Origin of the sequence: Nonomuraea sp. NPDC049421 (genome assembly GCF_040677005.1) — a bacterium.
Classification (GTDB): domain Bacteria; phylum Actinomycetota; class Actinomycetes; order Streptosporangiales; family Streptosporangiaceae; genus Nonomuraea; species Nonomuraea salmonea.
The window spans coordinates 1-22,142 of sequence record NZ_JBFAQA010000004.1 but is presented as its reverse complement, the minus strand read 5'-3'; the positions used below and the strand labels follow the sequence as shown (position 1 = coordinate 22,142).

The 22,142-nt window shown below is 72.7% G+C and carries 22 protein-coding genes; 12 read left to right on the top strand and 10 right to left on the bottom strand.

The window, feature by feature from the left end; all coding sequences use genetic code 11:
* Positions 1-31 precede the first annotated feature (31 nt).
* Positions 32-769, top strand: coding sequence for an SDR family oxidoreductase (locus AB0K18_RS08250; protein ID WP_364911663.1), 738 nt, complete (start codon positions 32-34; stop codon positions 767-769).
* A 40-nt stretch (positions 770-809) separates the two neighbouring features.
* Positions 810-1,568: a MerR family transcriptional regulator gene (locus AB0K18_RS08245; protein ID WP_364911660.1), complete on the top strand. Its 759-nt coding sequence runs from the start codon at positions 810-812 to the stop codon at positions 1,566-1,568.
* On the opposite strand, the gene AB0K18_RS08240 is transcribed toward AB0K18_RS08245, so the two are convergent.
* Positions 1,543-2,517 carry a helix-turn-helix domain-containing protein gene (locus tag AB0K18_RS08240; RefSeq protein ID WP_364911657.1) on the bottom strand — a complete coding sequence of 325 codons (975 nt, stop codon included), beginning with the start codon at positions 2,515-2,517 and terminating at the stop codon, positions 1,543-1,545. The two genes, AB0K18_RS08245 and AB0K18_RS08240, sit on opposite strands and share 26 nt — an antisense overlap.
* Before the next feature lie 71 nt (positions 2,518-2,588).
* Here AB0K18_RS08240 and AB0K18_RS08235 point away from each other — a divergent pair, with 71 nt between their 5' ends.
* Positions 2,589-3,032 (top strand): rhodanese-like domain-containing protein, encoded by a 444-nt coding sequence (locus AB0K18_RS08235; protein WP_364911654.1) that lies wholly within the window; start codon positions 2,589-2,591, stop codon positions 3,030-3,032.
* Between the two features lie 4 nt (positions 3,033-3,036).
* On the opposite strand, the gene AB0K18_RS08230 is transcribed toward AB0K18_RS08235, so the two are convergent.
* Positions 3,037-3,801 (bottom strand): NAD(P)H-dependent oxidoreductase, encoded by a 765-nt coding sequence (locus AB0K18_RS08230; protein ID WP_364911651.1) that lies wholly within the window; start codon positions 3,799-3,801, stop codon positions 3,037-3,039.
* Between the two features lie 72 nt (positions 3,802-3,873).
* Between AB0K18_RS08230 and AB0K18_RS08225 the strand changes: the two genes are divergently transcribed.
* Positions 3,874-4,881, top strand: coding sequence for a helix-turn-helix domain-containing protein (locus AB0K18_RS08225; RefSeq protein ID WP_364911648.1), 1,008 nt, complete (start codon positions 3,874-3,876; stop codon positions 4,879-4,881).
* Between the two features lie 139 nt (positions 4,882-5,020).
* On the opposite strand, the gene AB0K18_RS08220 is transcribed toward AB0K18_RS08225, so the two are convergent.
* Complete coding sequence (locus AB0K18_RS08220) at positions 5,021-5,914, bottom strand: oxidoreductase (RefSeq protein ID WP_364911645.1); 894 nt, start codon at positions 5,912-5,914, stop codon at positions 5,021-5,023.
* 240 nt (positions 5,915-6,154) lie between these two features.
* Between AB0K18_RS08220 and trpB the strand changes: the two genes are divergently transcribed.
* The 5 genes from trpB to AB0K18_RS08195 all read left to right on the top strand — a co-directional run bounded on the left by trpB (position 6,155) and on the right by AB0K18_RS08195 (position 11,452).
* Positions 6,155-7,312 (top strand): tryptophan synthase subunit beta, encoded by a 1,158-nt coding sequence (gene trpB, locus AB0K18_RS08215; protein WP_364912725.1) that lies wholly within the window; start codon positions 6,155-6,157, stop codon positions 7,310-7,312.
* Positions 7,309-8,100: a tryptophan synthase subunit alpha gene (gene trpA, locus AB0K18_RS08210; protein WP_364911642.1), complete on the top strand. Its 792-nt coding sequence runs from the start codon at positions 7,309-7,311 to the stop codon at positions 8,098-8,100. The genes trpB and trpA overlap by 4 nt, the downstream gene beginning before the upstream one ends.
* Before the next feature lie 9 nt (positions 8,101-8,109).
* Entirely contained in the window at positions 8,110-8,865 is a 756-nt protein-coding gene (locus tag AB0K18_RS08205; protein WP_364911639.1) for a GntR family transcriptional regulator, read from the top strand.
* Positions 8,866-8,936: 71 nt separating this feature from the next.
* A complete protein-coding gene (locus AB0K18_RS08200) occupies positions 8,937-9,506 on the top strand; it encodes a TetR/AcrR family transcriptional regulator (RefSeq protein ID WP_364911636.1) in 570 nt (189 codons plus the stop codon).
* 11 nt (positions 9,507-9,517) lie between these two features.
* Entirely contained in the window at positions 9,518-11,452 is a 1,935-nt protein-coding gene (locus AB0K18_RS08195; RefSeq protein WP_364911633.1) for an alpha/beta fold hydrolase, read from the top strand.
* Between the two features lie 161 nt (positions 11,453-11,613).
* Here the strand turns inward: AB0K18_RS08195 and AB0K18_RS08190 are convergent, their stop codons facing one another.
* Both AB0K18_RS08190 and AB0K18_RS08185 read right to left on the bottom strand, forming a co-directional pair.
* Positions 11,614-13,872, bottom strand: coding sequence for an alpha/beta fold hydrolase (locus tag AB0K18_RS08190; protein WP_364911630.1), 2,259 nt, complete (start codon positions 13,870-13,872; stop codon positions 11,614-11,616).
* The gene (locus AB0K18_RS08185; protein WP_364911627.1) at positions 13,869-14,801 is read right to left on the bottom strand and encodes an ATP-binding cassette domain-containing protein; all 933 of its coding nucleotides are present in this window, start codon (positions 14,799-14,801) and stop codon (positions 13,869-13,871) included. Before AB0K18_RS08185 ends, AB0K18_RS08190 begins: the two co-directional genes overlap by 4 nt.
* Before the next feature lie 183 nt (positions 14,802-14,984).
* On the opposite strand from AB0K18_RS08185, the gene AB0K18_RS08180 reads away from it, so the two are divergent.
* Both AB0K18_RS08180 and AB0K18_RS08175 read left to right on the top strand, forming a co-directional pair.
* Positions 14,985-16,223 carry a histidine kinase gene (locus AB0K18_RS08180; protein WP_364912720.1) on the top strand — a complete coding sequence of 413 codons (1,239 nt, stop codon included), beginning with the start codon at positions 14,985-14,987 and terminating at the stop codon, positions 16,221-16,223.
* Positions 16,208-16,879 (top strand): response regulator transcription factor, encoded by a 672-nt coding sequence (locus AB0K18_RS08175; protein ID WP_364911625.1) that lies wholly within the window; start codon positions 16,208-16,210, stop codon positions 16,877-16,879. Before AB0K18_RS08180 ends, AB0K18_RS08175 begins: the two co-directional genes overlap by 16 nt.
* 268 nt (positions 16,880-17,147) lie before the next feature.
* Here AB0K18_RS08175 and AB0K18_RS08170 read toward each other — a convergent pair whose 3' ends face one another.
* The 3 genes from AB0K18_RS08170 to AB0K18_RS08160 form a co-directional block, all read right to left on the bottom strand.
* Positions 17,148-18,368, bottom strand: coding sequence for a cytochrome P450 (locus tag AB0K18_RS08170; RefSeq protein WP_364911622.1), 1,221 nt, complete (start codon positions 18,366-18,368; stop codon positions 17,148-17,150).
* 45 nt (positions 18,369-18,413) lie between these two features.
* On the bottom strand, positions 18,414-19,004 hold the full coding sequence (locus AB0K18_RS08165) for a TetR family transcriptional regulator (protein ID WP_364911619.1): 591 nt from the start codon (positions 19,002-19,004) through the stop codon (positions 18,414-18,416).
* A gap of 67 nt (positions 19,005-19,071) precedes the next feature.
* The gene (locus AB0K18_RS08160) at positions 19,072-19,917 is read right to left on the bottom strand and encodes a helix-turn-helix transcriptional regulator (protein WP_364911616.1); all 846 of its coding nucleotides are present in this window, start codon (positions 19,915-19,917) and stop codon (positions 19,072-19,074) included.
* A gap of 87 nt (positions 19,918-20,004) precedes the next feature.
* Here AB0K18_RS08160 and AB0K18_RS08155 point away from each other — a divergent pair, with 87 nt between their 5' ends.
* Positions 20,005-20,787, top strand: a complete 783-nt coding sequence (locus AB0K18_RS08155; RefSeq protein WP_364911613.1) for an SDR family oxidoreductase — start codon at positions 20,005-20,007, stop codon at positions 20,785-20,787.
* 51 nt (positions 20,788-20,838) lie between these two features.
* On the opposite strand, the gene AB0K18_RS08150 is transcribed toward AB0K18_RS08155, so the two are convergent.
* Together AB0K18_RS08150 and AB0K18_RS08145 are read right to left on the bottom strand one after the other, a co-directional pair.
* Positions 20,839-21,438, bottom strand: a complete 600-nt coding sequence (locus tag AB0K18_RS08150; RefSeq protein WP_364911610.1) for a TetR/AcrR family transcriptional regulator — start codon at positions 21,436-21,438, stop codon at positions 20,839-20,841.
* A gap of 40 nt (positions 21,439-21,478) precedes the next feature.
* Positions 21,479-22,033, bottom strand: a complete 555-nt coding sequence (locus tag AB0K18_RS08145) for a dienelactone hydrolase family protein (protein WP_364911607.1) — start codon at positions 22,031-22,033, stop codon at positions 21,479-21,481.
* Between the last annotated feature and the right edge of the window lie 109 nt (positions 22,034-22,142).

Here is a 22,142-nt window from a genome sequence, read left to right as displayed (position 1 = left end):
ATCGATGCGTAAGTTTGAGGAGGTCATAGAGATGAGACTGCTTGAGGGCAAGACCGCGCTCGTCACCGGCGGCAGCACCGGCATCGGGCGGGCCACCGCAGCGCGGATGGCGGCCGAGGGCGCCCACGTGTTCGTCACCGGCCGCCGCAAGGCCGAGCTTGACGCCGCCGTCGCCGAGATCGGCGACGCCACCGCAGTGGTCGGCGACATCGCGGACCTGGCCGACCTTGACCGGCTCTACGAGGCGGTCCGCGCGCGGGGACGCGGCCTGGACGTGCTGTTCGCCAACGCTTCGGTGGCCGAGTTCGTCACGCTTGAACAGACCACGGAGGAGCACTTCGACCACATCTTCGGCATCAACGTCCGGGGCATGCTGTTCACCGTGCGCAAGGCGCTGCCCGTGCTCAACGACGGCGCCTCGGTGATCCTGAACGGCTCGACGAACGCGGACTCGGGCGCGGCGGCGTTCGGCGCGTACGCGGCCAGCAAGGCCGCCACCCGCTCCTTCGCCCGCACCTGGGCCAACGAGCTGAAGGAGCGCGGCATCCGGGTCAACACCGTCACGCCGGGCCCGATCCTCACCCCGGGCCTGTCGGGGCTGACCGACGACCCGGAGGCGTTCGAGCGGAACCTGGCGGCGCAGGTGCCGCTGGGCCGGCTCGGCAGCCCGGACGAGGTCGCCGCCGCCGTGCTCTTCCTGGCCAGTGGTCAGAGCAGCTTCGTCACCGGCTCCAACCTGTACGTGGACGGCGGCCTCAACCAGATCTGAGCTTGACCTTGACGCCGCGTCAACGTCTTAACTAGGGAGTATGCGGATCGGAGAGCTGGCCGCGCTGCTCGGGGTGACCACCCGGACCGTGCGCCATTACCACCACCAGGGCGTCCTGCCGGAGCCGCCGCGCCTGGCCAACGGCTACCGCGAGTACGGCATGCGCGACGCCATCGCCCTGGCCCGCGTACGCCGGCTGGTGGGGCTCGGGCTCAGCCTCGACGAGATCCGCGACGTCATGGCCGAGGAGCGCTCCAGGGAACTGCCCGAGATCCTCGCCGAGATCGACGCCGACCTGGCCGCGCAGGAACGCGACATCCGCCTGCGGCGGGCCAGGCTGGCGGAGGTGCTGCGCCGGGCCGAGGACGGCACGCTCGGCCCGGACGACACCGCGTCCCCCGACCTGGTGTCCTTCCTCAAGGTCATCGACGTGCCGGCCTCGGCGTCGGCGGCCTGGGACCGCGACCTGCTGGTGCTGGTCGACAGCGCCTCCAAGACGCCGGACGGGCGGGCGTTCACCGTGCTCGACGCGCTGGCCGCCGACCCCGAACTGACGGCGCGCGGCCACGACTTCTACCGCAGGCTGGACGAGCTGGCCGGCGCGGAGCCCGACGACCCGCGGGTGGGGCCGATGGCCGAGGAGCTGGCCGCGTTCAGTCTGGACCACGTGCTGGCCGGCCAGACGCGGGACGGCTGGCGCGCCGACGCGGTCGAGCCGTTCCTGGGCGGCCTGGCCCCGGCCCAGGCGGAGGTGGTCCGCCGCGCCGTCCGCCTCATCGGCGACCGCCTGCCCCGCTGAAGGCGTTCCGGTACGCCGACGGCGACGTGCGCATGATGGCGGCGAAGTGGTGGCGGTAGGTGACGGCCGTGTCGAAGCCCACCGCCCTGGCGACCTTCTCGATCGGCGTGGCCGTCGTCTCCAGGAGGGCGAGGCTCGCCTGGACGCGCTGCTGGATCAGCCACCGGATCGGGGTGGTGCCGGTGGCGCGGGCGAAGTGCCGCAGGTAGGTGCGGGCGGACATGTGGGCCTGCCCGGCCAGCCGCTCGACGGTGATCGCCTCGCCGAGGTGCGCCAGGGCCCACGCGATGCTGCGGGCGATGCGGTCGTCGGCCGGGTCGGCGGGCAGCGGGGCCTCGATGAACTGCGCCTGCCCGCCCTCGCGGTACGGCTGGATCACCAGCCGCCTGGCGACCGCGCTGGCGATCGCATGGCCGTAGTCGCTGCGCACGACGTGCAGGCACAGGTCGAGCCCGGCGGCGCTGCCGGCGCTGGTGAGCAGCGGCCCGTCGTCGATGTAGAGGACGTCGGGGTCGAGGTCCACCGCCGGGTGGCGCTGCCGGAAGCGGTCGGCGTAGCGCCAGTGGGTGGTGGCGCGGCGGCCGTCCAGCAGGCCCGCGCCGGCTAGCGCGAACGCTCCCGAGCAGATCGACATGATCCGCGCGTCCTGATGGGAAGCCCGGCGCAGCGCGGCGACCAGCTCGGGTGAGGGATCGGCGGCGACGTCGGGCACGCCCGGAACGATGACGGTCTCCGCGGCGGCGAACGCGTCGAGGCCGTGGGGCGTGTGCAGGGCGGCCCCGCCGACGACGCGTACGGGGCCGGGCGTCTCCGCGCAGACGGTCAGGTCGTACCACGGGACGTCGAACTCCGGCCTGGGCAGGCCGAACACCTCGGTGACGATGCCCAGCTCGAAGACCGACATCCCGTCGTAGGCGAGCACCGAGACGGTCGGCGCGGGTCGCGGCATGGCGGAATGTTAGCGGGCATCGTCACTGGCGCCACTGGCCGGGGGGACACGCTTGGGCCGAGGATTTCCGCATGTCCTTCGTACTCTCCTCATCGCCTGCGCCCGCTGAGCGGGCTGCCGCCCACTTCGCCGCCAAGCTGTCCTTCGAGACCGACGTCAGCGATGTCCACCAGGACCTGGAGACGGGCGTGCCCGGCTTCGTGGTGGTGGACACCCGCGGCGCCGACGCCTGGGAGCAGGGCCACGTGCCCGGCGCCATCCACCTGCCGACCCGGCAGATCGCGGCCAGGGCCGCGCGCGAGATCCCCGCCGGAGCCGTCGTCGTCACCTACTGCTGGGGCCCTGGCTGCAACGGCTCCACCAGGGCCGCGCTGGAGTTCGCCAGACTCGGCTACCCGGTCAAGGAGATGATCGGCGGCATTGAGTACTGGGTGCGCGAGGGCCTCCCGGTCCGCACCCGCGACGGAGTCAGGCGGCGTCAGGGGGATGAGCTGACCGTGACGTGCGACTGCTGAGGGTTCAGGCCGTGTGCGCTCGCAGCCCGGTCAGGTCAGGGGCCACGTCCGGCCGGAGCACGAGGTTCGCGTCGTAGTCGCCGCCGCTCTGCGTACGGTACGGGATCGGCTCGGTCTCCGGGATGGCGAGCAGGCGTGCGGTCAGCTCCTTGGCCGCCGTCCGGCCCTCGCCGGGCGTGAACCGGTCGGCGCCGAAGATCAGCACCGGGGGCAGCACCTGCGCGCCCGCGTAGAACAGGGTGCCGTGCTGCAGCGGGAACAGCAGCTCGTCCACGGCGCCGTGGATGCCCCGCGCGCCGTAGAACCAGCCGGGCCCGCCCATGGTCACCACCGCCATCGCGCGCTTGCCCGCGAGGAAACCGTCGCCGTAGCCGATCCACTCGCCGTCCGGGCCGCGCAGCCCGTACGCGTAGCCCTGGTGCCAGACCCGGTCGAACCAGCCCTTGAGGATGGCGGGCATCCCGAACCACCACATCGGGAACTGGACGACGAGGGTGTCGGCCCGGTCGATCTTCTCCTGCTCGGCACGGATGTCGGGGCTCAGGGCGCCGCTCTCGTACGCCTGCTTCGCGGCGGCGGCGACCTGGAACCGCTCGCCCGGGTCGTGGGCGTAGCCGGCGGGGTCGACGACGGGGTTCCACCCCATCGCGTACAGGTCGGACACCTCGACGCGGTGGCCTTCCGCGCGGAGCGCGCGCTGCCCCTCTTCGGCGAGGTGGCCGTTGAGCGAGCGCGGTTCGGGGTGGGCGAGGATCCACAGGACGTTCATGGCGTCCATGCTGGTCGTGCGGCGCCCGCCCGCACGACTGGCCTGATGGACAACATGTGCGAAGATCGGGCCATGTCCGTTTTCTCCGGTGATGGGCGGCACCGGGTGGCCGTGCTGGCGCGTGACCGGGCGCTCTCCTTCGAGCTCGGCATCGTCCACCGGCTCTTCGGCCAGGCGCGCTCGGCCGACGGCGCCGCCCTGTACGAGGTCGTGACCTGCGCGGCCGAGCCCGGCGAGCTGCGTACCGACGGAGACTTCACCCTCACCGTCGCGCACGGCCTCGAAGCGCTGGCCGAGGCCGGCACCGTCGTCGTCCCGGCCTCCCTGAACGACTTCGAGCACGACGAGTTCGATCGCGGGGTCGAGCGCCCGGACGAGCCGCTCGACCCCGCGATCGTCGCCGCGCTGGCGCGGATCCGTCCCGGCACCCGCGTCGCCGCCATCTGCACGGGTGCGTTCATGCTCGCCGCGGCCGGCCTGCTGGCCGGGCGGCGGGCGACCACGCACTGGCGCTCGTCCGCCCGGTTTCGCGAGTGCTTCCCCGACGTCGTCGTCGACCCCGACGTGCTCTACACCGACGACGACGGCGTCCTCACCTCGGCGGGCGGGGCGTCGGGCGTCGACCTGTGCCTGCACATGATCCGCACCGACCACGGCGCGGCCGTCGCCAACGACGTGGCGCGTGGCTCCGTCGTCCCGCCGCACCGCGAGGGCGGGCAGGCGCAGTACGTGCGGCGGCCGATGCCGGACCCGAAGATCTCCTCGACCGGCAGGGCGCGCCGGTGGGCGCTGACCAACCTGCACCGGCCCATCACGCTGCGCGAGCTGGCCGCCCAGGAGGCGACGAGCACGCGCACCTTCACCCGGCGCTTCCGCGACGAGATCGGCACCTCGCCGGGGCGGTGGCTCACCCGGCAGCGCGTCGAGCGGGCCTGCTCGCTGCTGGAACGCACCGACCTGCCCGTCGACGAGATCGCCGTCGCCGCTGGCTTCGGCACCGCCGGCTCACTGCGCCTGCACATGAAGGCCGAGCTGGGCGTCTCCCCCACCGCCTACCGCGCCACCTTCCGGGGCCCCTGACCGATGCTCACGGCTCGCCCGCCGGATCGCGGACCCGGGTCCGCGATCACCCGCTGACCTGTTCGGACCCGGACCCGCCCCTGCTGGTGTGTCTGCGGGGACTCTCCGCCCCTGCGGGCGCGCGTGCGAAGGGGCACTTTCACGCACGCACACCCGCCGAGCCCTGGCCGGTGAGGCCGTTCAGGCGGGCGAGGTCGTCGTCGGACAGGCGCAGGGCGCCGGCCGCCACGTTCTCGGCCAGGTGGTCGAGGTCACCGGTGCCGGGGATGGCGAGGACGTGCGGGCCCTGGGCGAGCGTCCAGGCCAGGCGGACCCGGGCGGGTGACGCGCCGTGGGCGCGGGCGACCTCCTCCACGGCCTCGTGCTCGCCCGTCCCCGTCCCCGACTCGCGGCCGGAGCCGGCGATCGCGAAGAACGGCACGTACGCGATGCCCTGCTCGCCGCAGCCGCGCAGCAGCTCGCGCTCCTGCGCGGGGGCGCCGACGCCGAAGGCGTTCTGCACGCACACCACCGGCGCGATGGCCCGCGCCTCGGCGAGCTGCTCCGCCGTGACGTTGGAGACGCCCAGGTGCCGGACGAGCCCGGCCTCGCGCAGCTCGGCCAGCGCGCCGAAGTGCGCGGCGATCGAGCCGTCCTGCGTGCTCGGGGGCACGCGCAGGTTCACCACGTCGAGCCGGTCGCGGCCGAGCGTCCGCAGGTTGTCCTCCACCTGGCCGTGCAACTGCTCGGGCGTGGCCCACCACCACGTGCCGTCCGGGTGGCGGGCCGGCCAGACCTTGGTGGTGATGACGAGATCGTCCGGGTACGGGGCCAAGGCTTCCCTGATCACATCGTTGGCCGCCAGGTCGCCGGTGAAGTAGAAGGACGCGGTGTCGATGTGGTTCACGCCGAGCTCGACGGCCCGCCGCAGCACCGCGATCGCCCGGTCACGCCCGCGCTGGTCGGACCCGAACGCGACCCGCCCGGCCAGGCGCATGGCCCCGAAACCGATCCTGTTCACGGTCAGGTCGCCGAGCCGCCATGTTGCACTCATCTCAATCTCCATCAGAGAGGGTTGCGCCCGGTTCCGGGCACAAAAAAAGCCTCCTCGCGGCGGACGAGGAGGCTCACAGGTGCTTGATCAGCATACCAGTCCCCCGGGGGCCGGTGGCGCGTCCCGTGGGTTCCGTGCCACACTCACTGTTATAGAACTCTTATAGGAGTTCTATAACGAGAGGAGTTCGGCATGTACGACGTGCTGCCCTGGAGAGACCCGGCCCCACCCGACACGACGATGAACGAGCCGCAGGAACGCGGCAGGTTCGGCGCGTACGGCGGCCGGTACGCCCCGGAGTCCCTGGTGGAGGCCTGCCGCGAGGTGGACGAGGCGTTCCGCGCCGCCTGGGCCGATCCCGGCTTCCGCAACGCGCTGGCCACACTGCTGGCCGTGCACGCCGGCCGCCCCACCCCGCTCACCCCCGCCGCCCGCCTGTCGGACGAGCTGGGCGTGCGGCTCTACCTCAAACGCGAGGACCTCACCCACACCGGCTCCCACAAGATCAACAACGTGCTCGGCCAGGCGCTGCTGGCCACCCGCATGGGCAGGACCAGGCTGATCGCCGAGACCGGCGCGGGCCAGCACGGCGTGGCCGCCGCCACCGCCGCCGCGCTGCTCGGCCTGCGCGCGACGGTGTTCATGGGTGCCCGTGACATCGAACGCCAGGAGCTGAACGTCTTCCGCATGCGCGTCCTAGGCGCCGAGGTGGTGCCGGTGACCACGGGCAGCCGTACGCTCAAGGACGCCACCAGCGAGGCCATGCGTCACTGGGTGGGCACGACCGGCGACTCCCACTACTGCATCGGCTCGGTCGTGGGGCCCGACCCGTACCCGTATCTGGTCAGGGAGCTGCAGCGGGTCATCGGCGACGAGGCGCGCGCCCAGTGCGCCGCCGAGCTGCCCACCGGCGTCCCCGAGCACGTGGTGGCCTGCGTCGGCGGCGGCTCGAACGCGGCCGGCACGTTCGCCGGGTTCGCCGACACCTCGGCCCGGCTGGTCGGCGTCGAGGCCGAGGGCGGCGCGGGAGCCGTGCGCGGCAGGCTCGGCGTGCTGCACGGCGCCCGCTCGCTGTTCCTCCAGGACGGCGACGGGCAGATCACCGAGGCGCACTCCATCGCGGCCGGGCTCGACTACCCCGGCGTCGGCCCCGAGCACGCCCACCTGCGCGACCTGGGCAGAGCCCGCTACGTCACGGTGACCGACGAGGAGGCGGTCGCCGCCGCCGTACGGCTGGCGCGCACCGAGGGCATCCTGCCCGCGCTCGAATCGGCGCACGCCCTCGCCTGGATCATCCGCGCGGCCGCCGCAGGCGACCTGCCGGCCGGATCGACGGTGCTGATGACGCTGTCCGGGCGCGGTGACAAGGACATGGCGACGTTGAAGGAGCTGCTGTGAACGACTCCGTCCTGGTCGCGGGAGCGGTCGAACGCCGCCTGCGGGCCGCCCGTGACACCGGCCGCGGCCTGCTCATGCCGTACGTCACCGCCGGCATCACACCTGACTGGACCGGCTACCTGCACGGCTTCGCCGAAGCGGGGGCGGACGCGATCGAGGTCGGCCTGCCCTTCTCCGACCCCACGCTGGACGGCCCCACCATCCAGCAGGCGAGCCAGGCCGCGCTGGCCAGAGGCGCGAACACCCGCGACATCCTCGCCGCGATGCCCGACGTGGGCGTGCCCCTGGTCGTCAGCACCTACTACAACCTGGTGCTGAACGCCGGCCCCGAGCCGTTCTGCGCCGCGCTGCGCCAGGCGGGCGTCGCCGGCCTGATCGTGCCCGACCTGCCGGTGCACGAGGCGGACGAGCTGACCGACGCGGCCAAGGCGACCGGCATCGAGCCCGCCCTGCTGGCCTCGCCCACCACGCCCGAGCCGAGACTGGCGAAGATCGCCGCCCGCAGCCGCGGCTTCGTCTACGCCGTGTCGGTCATGGGCACCACCGGCGAACGGGCCGCGCTCGCCGACTCGGCGGAGCGGCTCGCCGCGCGGCTCAGGCGGGTCACCGACCTGCCGGTCTTGCTAGGATTCGGCATCTCCACCCCGGACCAGGCCCGCGAGGCCCGCCGGCACGCCGACGGCGTGGTGGTCGGCGCCGCCGTCATGCGGCGGGTGCTCGACGGTGCGGGGCCGGACGACCTGCGGGCCTTCGTCACGAGCCTGCGGGAGGCCCTCGACCAGGAGTGATGCACCACGATGACCGCCGAAGCCGGGCACGAGGCGAGATACCGCGCCATCGCCGCCGACCTCGCCGCGAAGATCCGGTCCGGCCACTACGCCCCTGGCGAGGCGCTGCCGCCGCAGCGCGAGCTGAGCGCCTCCTACGGGGTCACCCTGATGACGTTGCGCCAGGCGTTGCGGCAGCTCAGCGACGAGCGGCTGATCGTGCAGCGGCCGGGCAAGGGCACATTCGTCGCGCCGCCGCATCTGGCGTACCAGCTCGACTCGCTCCGCAGCCTGGCCGACGACCTGCGCAAGCAGGGCCACGACGTACGCACCGTCGTTGTGGGCCGGGCCGTACGCCGCGCTCCTGCCAGGATCGCCGCCGAGCTGCGGCTGCCGCCCGGCGGGAGCGCGCTGCGTCTTGAGCGGGTCCGCGAGTTCGCCGGCCGCCCGGCCGTCCACCAGGTCTCCTGGGTGCGCCGGCCGATGGCCGACCACATCCGCGACCGCGACTTCACCGAGGTCTCCCTCTACACCGCGCTCGCCGACGCGGGCGTGGCGGTCGCCCGCGCATCGGAGGTGGTGCGGCCCGGCCTGCTCGACGCCGCGGCCGCCCGCCACCTGCTGGAGCCGGAGGGCAGCCCGGTGCTGGTCAGCACCCGCGTCACCGCGACGCTCGACGCCACGCCTGTGGTGTCCGACCACGCCACGATCCTGGGCAGCATGATGGAGATCCGCACCGAACGCGCAGCCACCGGCCTGTCCCTCACATGGGGCGCCACCACCTGACCTTCGCCCCTGAAGGGTTTGCTGGCTTGCTGGTTTGCCAAAAATATGCAGACCGGTCTACTTTTTCTGGCATGGGACGTAAAGGCGCGGAGACGCGCGGACGGCTGCTCGACACCACCCAGGAGCTGATCGAAGCGGGGGGCTACTTCGGCGCCGGGCTCAACCAGGTCATCGCGGCCAGCGGGATGCCCCGGGGCTCGCTCTACTTCCACTTCCCCGGCGGCAAGGACGAGCTGGTCGCCGAGGCGCTGCGGCGGGCCGGGCGGGAGATCGCCGCCGCCGTGGACGGGCTCGCCGCCACGGCGCCCGACACGACGGCCCTGCTCACCGGCATGATCACGCTGCTCGGTGACCGGCTGGAGGCGTCCGGGTGGCGCAAGGGCTGCCCGGTCGCCACCGTCGCGCTGGAACTGGCGGCCACCCATGACGTGCTCCAGCAGGTGTGCGCCGAGGTCTACGACTCCTGGGAGCGCATCCTGTCCGACCGGCTCGCCGCCGACGGCCACCCCCACGCCGACGACACCGCCACGACCGTGCTCGCCCTGATCGAGGGCGCGCTTCTGCTGGCCAGAGCCCGCCGCGACCGCCGCCCCCTCGACGCCGCAGCCCGCCGCGCCACCCTCCTACTCACCACCCACTGAGGAGAACCCCCGTGCCCTCCAACTCCCCCGGCTCGCTCGACCAACCTGGTCCGTCCGGCCCCCTCGACCGGCCCGGCTCCTTCGCCCCGCTTGACCAGCCCAACTCCTCCAGCCCCTTTGATCTGCCCAGCTCTGCCAGCCCTCTCGATCCGTCCGGCGGCTCGCCGGACTCCATCGTCTTTGGTGCGGGCGGCTTCATCGGCCGGTCCGTGGTCGCCGAGCTGCTGCGCTGCGGCCGGCGGGTCGCCGCCGCTGTGCGTGGCGATGCCGACCGGCTCACCGCCTGGCTGGCGGGTCAGGATGTGCCGGCCGGCGGGCTGAGCGTCGTCCGCGCCGACATCACCCGTACCGGCCTCGGCCTGCCGCCCACCGGCCTGGACGGCGTGCGCGACATCTACAACTGCGCGGCCCGCTTCGCGTTCGGGCTGAGCGTCGCCGAGGCTCGGGCGGCGAACGTGACCGGCGCGCTCAACGTCCTCGACTGGGCCGCCGAACTGCCGGGGCTGCGGCGCGTCGTGCACGTCAGTGGGTACCGCGTCAGCGCGGACGGTCCTGCGGACGGCCCTGCGGACGACACTTCGCCCGACTACCGGCGGCTGGGGGCGTACGAGGCGTCGAAGAAGGAGGGCGACGCGGCAGTGCGGGTCCGCGCCCGCGAGCGCGGCATCCCGCTCACCATCGCCAACCCCTCCACCGCCGTCGGACCCGGCCAGTACGTCGGGCTGGCGTCGATGGTGTCGGACCTGTGGCACGGCCGCCTGCCCGCCCTGCCCGGCGGGCGCGAGGCGTTCGTGCCGGTCGTGGACGTCGGCTACCTCGCGGCGTTCATGACCCGGCTGCCCGAGCACGAGGAGACGGCCGGCCGGGCGTACTGGATCCTCGACGACCGCACGCCCGTCCTGCCGGACCTCATCGCGCTGCTGGCCCGCCACATGGGCGTGCGAGCGCCCCGGCGCTCGATCCCGGTCGGCCTGCTGCGCCGCCTCCCCCGGGCGCTGACCGGCGTGGACCCCGAGACGCTGTCGTTCCTGTCGGCCGACCGCTACGACACCGCGCCCGCGCGGGCCTTCGCCGAGAAGACCGGCCTCAGCCAGCCACCCACCGAGACCGTTCTGACGACCTGGGCCGACGCCCTGGTGGCGGCCCGCTTCGGCGCCGCCTCCCCACCCACCGGCCGCTACGGCTACCAGGACGTGGCAGGCGTCCGCACCTGGCTGACCGGCGACCGGGAGCGACCCGGCTATGTCCTGCTCCACGGCCTCCCCCTGGACGCCGACTCCTGGACCCATGTCACCACCCGCCTCGACACCCCGACGTTGACGGCCGACCTCCCCGGTCACGGCAGATCCGCCCCACCACCAGAACCCACGGCAGGCCAGGCTCGGGCAGAGCGAGCCGGCCCGAGGGCGTTGGACCCGAGGGCATTGGAGGGGTGGGTGGCCGGGCTGTTGGAGCCGGTGGCGACGCGGCCGGTGCTCGTGGCGCATTCGTTCGCCTGCGGCCCCGCACTCCGCTACGCCGCCGCACACCGTGGCACGATCTCCCGGCTGGTGCTGGTGGCTCCCGCGTTCCTGCAGAACCCCTCCTCTTGGCTGCTGCGGTCGTGGGCGGCGGTGCCGCTGCTGCGCCGCCTGCCGGCCGCCCGCCTGGCCAGGACGCTGGGCATCCCGGTGGGCAGTACGGCCGACCTGGCCCGCCCCGGCCGCGCCCGCGCCGTCGTCGCCGCCCTGCGTGCCGCCCACGGCCGGCGCGACGAGCTGCGCCGCCTCCTGGAACGCATCGACGTGCCCGTGGAGATCGTCGTCGGCTCGGCCGACCCGCTGACCGTCGCGGTGGACATCCCCGTGACCACGATCGACGGCGCCGGCCACTTCCCGCAGCTCACCCACCCCGCGGCGCTCGCCACCCATCTCGAAGCCGAGGTGGGCGCCCGGAGCGCCAGCTGATCCATTCGCCTTCGGTCATCACGTCATCGGCCGGCGCGTCTTGGACGTACCGCCCCAGGCCCTCCTGGCGTTCGGTGCGTGATGATCTCACCCGCCGAGGACTTGGCAGTTTCGGCGGCCGCATTTCCCAGGGGGGCGGCACCGGGAAATGCGGCCGGTCGTCATGCGGTGGCCTGGCAGGTGGTGCCCGGGGGCGGGAGCCTCAAACTGGTGAAGTAGCGGTTGACGTGAGCGGTGACGCAGCCGCCCTTGCCGTAGACGTAGAGCGCGTGGCCATGTCCGTCGTAGCGGACGCTTGAGGAGCCCGGCACGTGGCGGATGATGTCGGCGACCTCGTCGTGGTCGGTCCAGCTGCCGACTCCGAGGAAGGGCACCAGACCGCTGGTGGGCAGCGGCGCCGGCGGGTTGGTGACGGGAGCGGGCCAACCGGCGCAGCCCAGCGGCCACCACGCCCGCTGCCCCGCGAAGTTCGGCGACAGCTCTTGCGCCCTGCGCAGTGCGCTGCGGTAGGCCGCGTAGCTCTCGTATGCTCGGCCGTCGAGGCAGTGGGTCATGTTCTGCCCGGCGAGTGAGGGGAGCTTGGGGCTGCCGGTGGCGCGACGGACGTACTCGGCGAATCCGGAGGCGTCGCCCTCGGCGGCCTTCTTGATCGCCTCGGCCAGCTCGACCCAGCGCGGCACGTCCGGTTCCGGGCCGGGCGAGGTGAAGCTGGGGGCGGCGGCCACTTTCAGGTCGAATCCGGTGTAGGCGGCTTCGGTCGGGTCGTTGTGCACCGGTACGGGTGAGCGGTCGGCGGCGACCACCAGCCGACGCCACACCTCACCGGCGTCCTGCCCGTGCAGGGCGCAGGCCGTGGCCGAACGGCACCAGGCGGCGAACCGCTCCAGTGCCTTCTCCGCCCTCAGATACATGGAGGGTTCCCTGGCCACCGTGTCCTCGACATGGCCGGCGGTGCCGTCCATGACCATGGCGCGGATGCGGGAGGGGAACAGGCGGGCGTAGGCCAGCGCGGGATGTCCGCCGTAGGAGGTGGCGAGGAAGCTCAGCCGCCGCTCGCCCATCGCGGTGCGGACGGCCTCGATGTCGCGGGCGACCGAGGCTGAGTCCATGTGGTCGAAGAAGTCCGGGTCTGCCGACCGGCACTGCTGCGCGTGTTCGCGGTTGGTCCGGGCGAGTGCGGCGTACTCGGCACGGGTGTCCGGCAGGGTGATGTAAGGGCCGGTGGCCAGGCACTCGTACGGCAGTACGCCGCCGGGCTTGACGGTGTTGCGCGGGTCGAAGCTGACCACATCGAAGCGGTCACGCAGCTTGGCGAACCTCGCGTGGAACTGCTTGAGCTCATCGATGCCCGACACACCGGGACCGCCGGGGATGGCGAACACCGTGCCGATCCGGCGTGCCGCACCGGAGGCGGGAAGCATCGCGATGGGCACGGTGATCTTCCGTCCCGCGGGCTCCGTCCAGATGAGGGGCACCTGGACGGAGGCACAGCGCATGTCCTTAGGGGCGTCCTTGCCGGTACACGGTCCCCAAGCCAGCGAGGACGGGCCGGAGCCGGCCGAGTCTGCGGTGGCGGGCACCGCCACCAGCGCGGCCAAAAGCGTGGCGGCCGCTCCAACGGCCGCCACCTTGAGGCGTCCCTCAAGCGCGGTCACCGTCGCGCCCGCCGTCAGGGCTGCGGCGACGTAGACGACGAGCAGCGCGGCCGCCACCCCAGAAGGGAGCAGGCCGCCGCCCACTCCGGCGATCTGCGACGGCAGATTCTCCATCATGTACGAGCCCACCTGCGAACGCAGCGGGGACGGCAGCGCCTGCGCGACGATCGGGATCACCAGGAAGAACATGACGAGCGCGACCAGGCTGCCGGGGGTCGATCGGATCGCCGCCCCCACACCGAGCCCGATCAGCGCCGCGGCCGTCATGGACAGCCCGGCGACGATCACCGTGGCGAGCACGCCCGGCTCCGAGAGCGGGGTGCCGAGGGTGCCCCCGTCAAGCAGCATCTGACCGGCGCGGTCACCGAGGACGGCCTGGGCGGCCAGATGCATCGCGAACGCCAGCACCTGGCCGGCGACCAGGGTGACCGCGGCCAGCCCGGGGATCTTCGCGAACAGGAACACCTGCCGCCGCGGCACCGCCGCCAGGCTTGTACGGATCATCCCTGTGGCGTGCTCGGAGGTGATCGAGAGCGCGCCCAGCGTGCCCAGCACGAAGTAGGCGACCGGCAGCCCGGTGCCCAGCCCGGCGCCGTTGCTGGTGAAGCGCATCCGCTCCTCGAACGTCTGGCGGTCGAACCCCCGGCCCACCAGGTACGCCACCCCAGCGCAGACCAGCACGGCGAGGACCGAGACGGCCAGCAGGTGGACATTGGAGCGGAGCGAGCGCAGCTTGTACCACTCCGAGGCGATCACGTCCCTCATCGGGGCACCCCCGAGACGGTGGCGGGGCGGGCGCCGTACTGGACGCTGTCATCGGTCAATTCCATGAACGCCTCCTCCAGCGAGGCGCTGCGCGGCGTCAGCTCCCGCAGTGCGATGCCCGCCCGCAGGGCCAGCTCGCCGATCTCGGCCGCGTCCATGCCTCGCACCGTCAGGTCGCCCGGCGCCAGGGCGTCTGCGGTCACGCTCGCGCTGTGCGCGCGCAGGGTCTGCGCCAGCCGATCCGGATGCGCCGTGCGGACCAAGACATCGCGCTGGAACCGCGCGGCGAGTGCGTTCGTCGTCGTGTCGGCGATCAGCCGGCCGCGTCCGATGACGACGACGTGGTCGGCGGTGAGGGCCAGCTCGTTCATCAGATGACTGGACAGCAGGACGGTACGACCGTCGGCCGCGAGCGAGCGCAGCAGGTCGCGGATCCAGCGGATGCCCTCCGGGTCCAGGCCGTTGAGTGGCTCGTCGAACATCAGCACCGCCGGGTCGCCGAGCAGCGCCGCCGCGATGCCGAGGCGCTGCTTCATGCCCAAGGAGAACCCGCCGATCCGCAGGTTCGCCACGTCGGTCAAGCCGACCTGGTCGAGCACGGCGGCCACCCGCTTCATGCCGATGCCGTTGCTGCGTGCCAGGCAGCCGAGATGGTCGCGGGCCGTACGCCCGCCGTGTACCGCCCCGGCCTCCAGCAGCGCCCCCATCGTGCGCATGGGACGGCGCAGCGTCGCGTACGGGCGACCGTCCACCAGCGCCTCACCCGCGGTGGGGAGTTCCAGCCCGAGTACGACTCGCATGGTCGTGGACTTGCCTGCTCCGTTCGGCCCCAGGAAACCGGTCACCAGGCCCGGCTTGACCGTGAAGGTCAGGTCGTCCACGGCGAGCGTGCGGCCGTATCGCATGCTCAGCCCTCGCACTTCGATCACGTCTCATCCTTGTCCGCCAGATCAGGCCGATCAGCTCGATCCGATCGGCCGGATCAGCCTCGCGGTCCCGGGCTCCGGCCTCCATAGGTGTCGGCCCACCGGCCAGGGTGGGAAACAGCCACCTCAAGGGGTAGGGCCGGCCCCACCGTGTTCTCCTCGCCGGCAGGGCAGACTGCACCTGTGATGGGGATACGACCCGCGTTCGGCGGGCCGGCGCGACAGGCCGTCAATGCTTCGGCGGGGTACGCGCGGGACGCGGTGAGCAGCCTGGCGGCGCTGGCGCTGAACGCGGTCACCGGCCTTGCGGCGCTGGTGGTGCTCGCCCTGGTGATGGTGAGCGCCGCCCTCGTGCCGGTGGCCGGTCTCGGGCGGGCGCCGCTCGGCCTCGGGCTCGTTCTCGTCCATCGCCTGGCCGCCCACCAGCGCCGCTGGGCGGGCCGAGTACTCGACAGGGACGGCGCCGCAGGAGGTCACCGGCGTGAAATGGGCCGGCCATGGCGGGCCACTGCGGTGCCGGAAGCGCGCCGCCGCGGCACGCGGCGTGAACTGGGCTGGCTGGCCGTGCACGTCGTCACGGGCCCCGCTCCGGTGGCGGCGGTGTTGGCGATGCTGGCCGCCCTGGACTACGTCTGGTTCCGGCTGCAGCCGACGCAGACGGGCACGCTGAACACGTTCGCGCTCAGCTTGTCCATCGTGGCTATCGCGGCGGTCGCCCTCATGGCCATCTTCCAGTTCCGCATCGGGCAGGCGCGACTGGCGCGACGGCTGCTGGACGGTGACACCGCGACGGACGCGCGAATCCGAGCGCTGACCGCGTCGCGAGCCGCGGTGGTCGACGCGCGCGCCGCCGAGCTGCGGCGCATCGAACGTGACCTGCACGACGGCGCCCAGGCCAAGCTGATCGCCATCTCCATGCACCTGGGGCTGGCCCGCGGCTCCCGTGATCCGGGCGAGATGGCGCGCATGATCGACGAGGCGCGAGAGGTCGCCGGCCAGGCGCTGACGGACCTGCGCGACCTGGTGCGTGGCATTCATCCCCCGGTGCTGTCCGACCGAGGTCTGGCCGGCGCCATCGAGGCGTCCGCGCTGCTGTGCCCGATACCGGTCGAGGTCGACATCGATCTGCCCGGCCGCCCGCAACCGCCCGTGGAGTCCGCTGTCTACTTCGCCGTCGCCGAGGCGCTGGTCAACGTGGCTAAGCACAGCGGCGCCTCACGGGCATGGGTGCGGCTGCGGCACACCACCGGCGTGCTTCGCATGACCGTGGGCGACAACGGGTGCGGCATGGTGCGTTGTGACGGTGGCACCGGAGTGCGTGGCATCGAGGACCGCCTGTCCGCCTTCGACGGCTCGCTCACCGTGAGCAGCCCTCAAGGCGGCCCTACCATACTGACCATGGAGGTCCCGTGCGCGTTGTCATAGCCGAAGACTTGACACTCCTGAGGGACGGGCTGGTCCGCCTGCTGTCGGCGAACGGCTTCACCGTCGTGGAGGCCGTGGACAACGGTCCCATGCTGCTGGAGGCCCTGGTCCGGCACCGCCCGGACGTGTCCGTGATCGACGTGCGGCTACCGCCCGGCTTCACCGACGAGGGGCTGCGCGCGGCCCTGGAGGCGCGCAGCCAGGTGCCGGGGCTGCCAGTGCTGATCCTCTCGCAGTACGTGGAGCAGCTCTACGCCAGGGAGCTGTTGTGCGACCATTCCGGCGGGGTGGGCTACCTGCTGAAGGACCGGGTGGGCGACGTCGACAGATTCGTCGACGCGGTACGCCAGGTCGCCGGGGGCGGCACCGCGATGGACCCGGAGGTGGTCTCCCAGTTGCTGACCCGCCGCAGCCGCGACGAGCCGCTCGCCACATTGACCCTCCGGGAGCGTGAGGTGCTCGCGCTCATGGCGGAGGGCATGTCCAACCTGGCCATCGCCGCCCGCTTCCAGGTCACCGACAAGGCGATCGGCAAGCACACGAACAACATCTTCGCCAAACTCGGCCTTCCTCCGTCCGAGGATCACAACCGGCGCGTCATGGCGGTTCTGGCCTACCTGCAAGCCACACCCACACCATCACGGCCACCGGCGTAGCGCTCACATGCATTGCTTGGAGCAGCGGTGAGCGGACCGTCGCCTTGTTGTCATCGCCGCGAGGCCAGGCCACCGCGACGGTGGTGCGTGCGTCGTTCGGTGAGATGCGGCGGTACGCGCGCAGCCCCGGCAGGACGGTCAGCGCGAGCGAGGCGGCGAAGCCGGCCCTGATGAGACCGGCCTCCCCGCTGCCGAGGCGCCGGGCCGCGTCCAGGCCCGCGGTGATCTCGCCGAGCGCGCGCCGGGAGGCGGGCCAGGAGGCAGCTGGTCACCAGGTGACGGGCAGCTCGTGCATGCCGTAGACCGCGGCCTCCTCCTTGAACGACAGCTCCTCGGCGGGGACGGCCAGCCGCAGCGTCGGCACCCGGCGGAACAGCGTGCTGAAGAAGATCTCCAGCTCCACCCGCGCCAGGTTCTGGCCCAGGCACTGGTGGGCGCCGTAGCCGAAGGCGAGGTGGTTGCGGGCGCCGCGCTCGATGTCGAAGCGCTCGGGGTCCTCGAACACCTCGGGGTCGCGGTTGCCGGCGTTGGCCAGCATGAGCACGCCCGACCCGGCCGGGATCACGGTGCCGCTCAGCTCGACGTCCTCCAGCGTGACCCGCGCCATCGCGAACTCGGCGATCGTGAAGTAGCGCAGCAGCTCCTCCACGGCGTGCTCGGCCTTCTCGGGGTGCTCGCGCAGCGCCTGCGCCGCCTCGGGATGCTCTTCGAGCAGCAGGTACGTGCCCAGCGAGATCATGTTCGCGGTCGTCTCGTGACCGCCGATGAGCAGCAGGAACGCCAGGCTGATGAGCGCCTGGTGGTCCACGGTGCCGGTCTCGCGCTGCTTGACGATCTGGCGGCCGAGCAGGTCGTCGGTGGGCTGCTGCTCCTTGGCGGTGATCAGCTTGTCGAGGTAGACGGCCAGCTCCAGCACGGCGTGCTGGCGTTCCTGCTCGCTGGCGCGCCGGTTGAGCAGCTGCGCGGAGTTGGTCTGGAAGAAGTCGTGATCGTCGTACGGCACCCCGAGCAGCTCACAGATCACCAGCGACGGCACCGGGAGCGCCACGGCGTGCACGAGATCGGCCGGGCGCGGACCCGCCAGCATGGCGTCCAGGTGCTCGTCCACGATCTGCTGGATGCGCGGCCGCATGGCGGCGATGCGCCGCAGCGTGAACTCGCCGACCACGGCCCGGCGGACGGGCCCGTGCTCGGGCGGGTCCATCTCCAGCATCATCTTCGGCAGCGGCGAGGACGCGGGCTGCTCGCTGCCGTCGTTGACCAGGCGCGGCGCGGCGGGATGACGGCGGTTCGCGCTGAAGCGCGGGTCGCTCAGAACTGTCCTGATGTCCTCGTAGCGGGTGGCCACCCAGGCGTCGCGGCCCGTGGGCAGCGTGACCTTGGCGACGGGCCGCTCGCGCAACAGCCGCACGTGCTGCTCGGGCGGGGCGAACGGGCACCCGCGCGCGGTCTGCAGCGTCTCAGCGGACTCAGCGGAGTCAATGGTCAAGACTCTCCCCCTTCATCACGGCCATCGATGTGACGGAAGCGGCGCTCACGGCCTGGGCAGCAGCGCGTCCACGGCCTCGCGCAGCGGCCCGGCCAGGTCCTCGTCCGAGGCCGTGGCCAGGGGCCGCAGCCCGGTGGAGGCGCGCAGCGTGGTCACCCCGACCGACAGGGCCAGCACCAGCTGGGCGCGCAGCATCAGCCGCTCACCCTCCGGCGCGTCGGGCCGCCATCCTGCCGCGGCGGCCAGGTCCTCGCTGGTGGACCTGAGCAGCCCGACGCGCATCCGCTCGGTGCGCTCGTCACCGGACGTGCGCAGCAGGAGCAGCAGCACGTCGGTCAGCCGCCCCTCGCCGGTCGCGGTGATGACGTGCCTGATGGCGTCGGGGATGGGGGCGTGGTCGGCGATGCGGCGCAGCTCCTCGGACGCGGCCTCCAGGCACGCCTCGAACAACCCTTCCTTCGACTGGAAGTAGCGGTTGACGAGGGCGACGTTGACACCGACGTCGTCGGTGATGTCGCGGACGGTCGTCGCGGCGTAGCCGTCGTGCGCGAAGCGTTTGAGCGCCGCGTCGAGCAGCCGCTGCCGGGTCCTGGCCGCGTCGCGGCGCCGGACGACCTCGGTGCCGCCTCCGGTCATCGATGTCCCTTTCCGTTTACTCCGGCAGGATAGCGGCGACCGGCCGCAGATGTAAATCGCTGTTGACTTATCGGTGCGCGTAGTCGGGGCCGAGGACGTTCAGCAGCGCCAGGGCCTCGGCGTCGGCGGATCCCGGAGGCGCGCTGTAGAGGATGAGGTGCTGGTCGCAGTCGGTGAGCGCGAGCGAGTCGCAGTCCACGGTGACGGAACCGACGACCGGGTGATGGAAGGTCTTGGAGAGCGTGGGCGCGGGCTGCACGTCGTGCCGCTCCCAGAGGCGCGCGAACTCAGGGCTGCCGGTACGCAGCTCCTCGATCAGCTCGGCGACCTCGGGGTCGCTCGGGTAGCGGGCCTGGGTGCGGCGCAGCTCCATGACGACGTGCTGGCGGAAGACGCCGGCGTCGGAGATCCCGTACGGGCGGGGGCCCTCCAGCGTCCAGGGCAGGAAGGCCCGGCGCGCGACGTTGCGATCCTTCGGGGCGAGCTTGCCGAAGTCCTCCATGAGCGCGGTGGCCAGGTGGTTCCATGCGAGCACCTCGAACGCGGCCGAGGTGACGAAGGCGGCCGTCTGCGGCAGCCGCTCCAGCAGCGCGAGAATGCTCGGGCGCACGTCACGCGGGTGCCGCCCGGTACGGCTCTCCGCGGTGCCCGCCAGCACGTGAAGGTGGCGGGACTCGGCGTCGGTGAGCCGCAGCGCGGCGGCGATCCCGGCCAGGACCTCACCCGACGGGCGCGGCGCCCGGCCCTGCTCCAGCCGGACGTAGTACTCGGTGGAGATGTGCGCGAGCACCGCCACCTCCTCGCGGCGCAGACCGGGTGTCCGGCGGCGCGGCCCCGAGGGCAGGCCGACGTCCTCCGGGCGGAGCCGCTCCCGCCTGCTGCGCAGAAAGGCCCCGAGTTCCTGTTTGTCCATATCTCCAGTGTGCCTGTGGCGTGGCCGCGTAGCCTGGTACCGGTTGTGCCTGCATCCGCTCCGGCCACCCGGCTGACACTGGTCGGCATGACCAACACCACTGTTTCCGCCCCTGTCGGCCTGCTCACCGGCAAGGTGACGCTCATCACCGGCGCCAGCCGCGGCATCGGCGAGGCCGCGGCCCGGCTCTTCGCCCGCGAGGGCGCCGCCGTCGTGCTCGCCGCCCGCAGCACCGGCGTACTGGACAAGATCGTGGCCGAGATCCGCGAGGAGGGCGGCGTCGCCGACGCCGTGGCCGTGGACCTGGCCGACCGTGCGAGCATCCGCGCGGCGGTCGAGCGAGTCGAGGAGTTGCACGGGCGGCTGGACGGCGCGTTCAACAACGGCGCGGCGATCCAGCAGCCTGGACCGCTCGACACCACCAGCGACGAGGACATCGACCGGCAGTTCGCGGTGAACTTCCGCGGGCACTGGACGGCCATGACCGCCGAGGCCGCGCTGATGCGGCGCGGCGGTGGCGGCGCCATCGTCAACACCTCCAGCATCGGCAGCCGCCGCGCCAACCCCGCGCTGCCGGCGTACGGGGCGATGAAGCGGGCGCTCAACAGCATCACCGAGACCGCCGCGGTGAGCTGGGCGTCCGACGGCATCCGGGTGAACGGCATCACCCCCGGCGCCACCGTCACCGAGATGATGGACGAATGGGAGGCCATGACGCCCGGCGTCCAGAAGCACGCGACCGCCATGACCCCGCTCGGCCGGATGGCCGAGCCCCGTGAGGTCGCCGAGGTGGCGGCGTGGCTGCTCAGCGACCGCGCCTCGATGGTGACCGGCGCGATCGTCCCGGTGGACGGCGGCGCCGGCGCCTGACCCGCTCGGGTTTCCGGCCTGAACGTGGCCTGAGCTGGCGCGCTCGGGCGGTCAGAGGAGGCGTCGCTGGACGATGTCGGCGATGACCGTGCTGACCATGGCCGCCACCGCCTGCTCCTCGGGCGGCCCGGCCGCGCGGTCGGCGAACAGCAGGTGACCGGCCCCGATCAGGGTCAGCGCGTGCGTCGCCGCGTCGGTGTCGGCGGCGACCCGGCCCAGCTCGCACTCGCGGGCGAGGTAGGAGCGCAGCATGGCGGCCCCCTCGGCCAGCAGCGGGACCCCGGACGGGGTGGACTGGCGCAGGCGGGCGCGCAGTTCGTCGCGGAAGATGATCAAACCGGTGATCGACACGGTGACCGGGTCGAACAGCTCGATCAGCGCGGCGGTGAGGTTGCCCGCGACCGTGCCGGTGCCCGCGGCGGCGACGAGCGCGGCGGCTTGGGCGTCGAGGCGGGCGATGCGGTCGCGTATCAGCTCGACGAGGAACGCGTCGAAGTCCGCGAAGTGGCGATGCAGCACCCCCTTGGCGACCCCCGCCTCGACGGTGACCGCCCGGCTGGTCAGGCCCTCGGGCCCGGCGCGCAGCAGCACCCGCTCGGCCGCCCCGAACAGCTGCGCGCGGACATCGCGGATGGCAATGCCGGTCGGCATCGTCCGTCTCCCTCTCGATGTGGGGTGAGACCGGCGGGTCTCACAGGTCGGCCACGAAGTCCAGCGCGATCGCCCAGGCGCGCTCGGCCGCCTCGGCGTCGTAGTCGGGCAGGTCGGGGTCGGTGAACAGGTGTCCGGCGCCCGCGTAGCGGAACACCTCGACGTCGGCCCGCGCCCTGCGCATCTGGATGTACCAGGCGTTGAGCCAGTCGGCCGGCTCGCTGGTGTCGGGGTCGGCGACGTGGAGCTGCACGGGCAGGTCGTCGGCCGCCACGCCGTCGGCCATGTCGGAGGTGCCGTGCATGAGCAGCAGGCCGCGCGAGCGCTCGTCGCCCAGGGCGAGGTTCTGTGCCAGCGCGGCGCCCAGCGAGAAGCCGGCGTAGACCAGGCCGTGCTCCGACAGCGGGGCCGCGGCGGTCACGGCCCGCTTGAGCAGCTCGTCGCGGCCGATCTCCTCCTTGATCGCGATGCCCTCCTCGGGGGTGCCGACCGCCCGGCCGTCGTAGAGATCGGGCACGTGCACCTCGTGTCCGGCCGTCCGCAACCTGTCGGCGGCTTGGTGGACGGCGGGCCGCAGGCCGTACATGGAGTGCAAGAGGAGAATCCGTGCCATTGGTAGTCAGGGGCGCGGTGCCGTGAAGGCCCGGTTCCCCATCCCCCTTTCAATTCCGTACGTGCGGTTTTCCCGCATACGGCTTACCGAT

What these genes read in the sequence shown, in the direction of transcription:
- AB0K18_RS08250 (WP_364911663.1), top strand. Translation starts at nt 32, where the DNA reads ATGAGACTGCTTGAGGGCAAGACCGCGCTCGTCACCGGCGGCAGCACC.
- AB0K18_RS08245 (WP_364911660.1), top strand. Translation starts at nt 810, where the DNA reads ATGCGGATCGGAGAGCTGGCCGCGCTGCTCGGGGTGACCACCCGGACC.
- AB0K18_RS08240 (WP_364911657.1), bottom strand. Translation starts at nt 2,517, where the DNA reads ATGCCGCGACCCGCGCCGACCGTCTCGGTGCTCGCCTACGACGGGATG.
- AB0K18_RS08235 (WP_364911654.1), top strand. Translation starts at nt 2,589, where the DNA reads ATGTCCTTCGTACTCTCCTCATCGCCTGCGCCCGCTGAGCGGGCTGCC.
- AB0K18_RS08230 (WP_364911651.1), bottom strand. Translation starts at nt 3,801, where the DNA reads ATGAACGTCCTGTGGATCCTCGCCCACCCCGAACCGCGCTCGCTCAAC.
- AB0K18_RS08225 (WP_364911648.1), top strand. Translation starts at nt 3,874, where the DNA reads ATGTCCGTTTTCTCCGGTGATGGGCGGCACCGGGTGGCCGTGCTGGCG.
- AB0K18_RS08220 (WP_364911645.1), bottom strand. Translation starts at nt 5,914, where the DNA reads ATGAGTGCAACATGGCGGCTCGGCGACCTGACCGTGAACAGGATCGGT.
- trpB (WP_364912725.1), top strand. Translation starts at nt 6,155, where the DNA reads ATGAACGAGCCGCAGGAACGCGGCAGGTTCGGCGCGTACGGCGGCCGG.
- AB0K18_RS08205 (WP_364911639.1), top strand. Translation starts at nt 8,110, where the DNA reads ATGACCGCCGAAGCCGGGCACGAGGCGAGATACCGCGCCATCGCCGCC.
- AB0K18_RS08200 (WP_364911636.1), top strand. Translation starts at nt 8,937, where the DNA reads ATGGGACGTAAAGGCGCGGAGACGCGCGGACGGCTGCTCGACACCACC.
- AB0K18_RS08190 (WP_364911630.1), bottom strand. Translation starts at nt 13,872, where the DNA reads ATGAGGGACGTGATCGCCTCGGAGTGGTACAAGCTGCGCTCGCTCCGC.
- AB0K18_RS08180 (WP_364912720.1), top strand. Translation starts at nt 14,985, where the DNA reads ATGGGGATACGACCCGCGTTCGGCGGGCCGGCGCGACAGGCCGTCAAT.
- AB0K18_RS08165 (WP_364911619.1), bottom strand. Translation starts at nt 19,004, where the DNA reads ATGACCGGAGGCGGCACCGAGGTCGTCCGGCGCCGCGACGCGGCCAGG.
- AB0K18_RS08160 (WP_364911616.1), bottom strand. Translation starts at nt 19,917, where the DNA reads ATGGACAAACAGGAACTCGGGGCCTTTCTGCGCAGCAGGCGGGAGCGG.
- AB0K18_RS08155 (WP_364911613.1), top strand. Translation starts at nt 20,005, where the DNA reads ATGACCAACACCACTGTTTCCGCCCCTGTCGGCCTGCTCACCGGCAAG.
- AB0K18_RS08150 (WP_364911610.1), bottom strand. Translation starts at nt 21,438, where the DNA reads ATGCCGACCGGCATTGCCATCCGCGATGTCCGCGCGCAGCTGTTCGGG.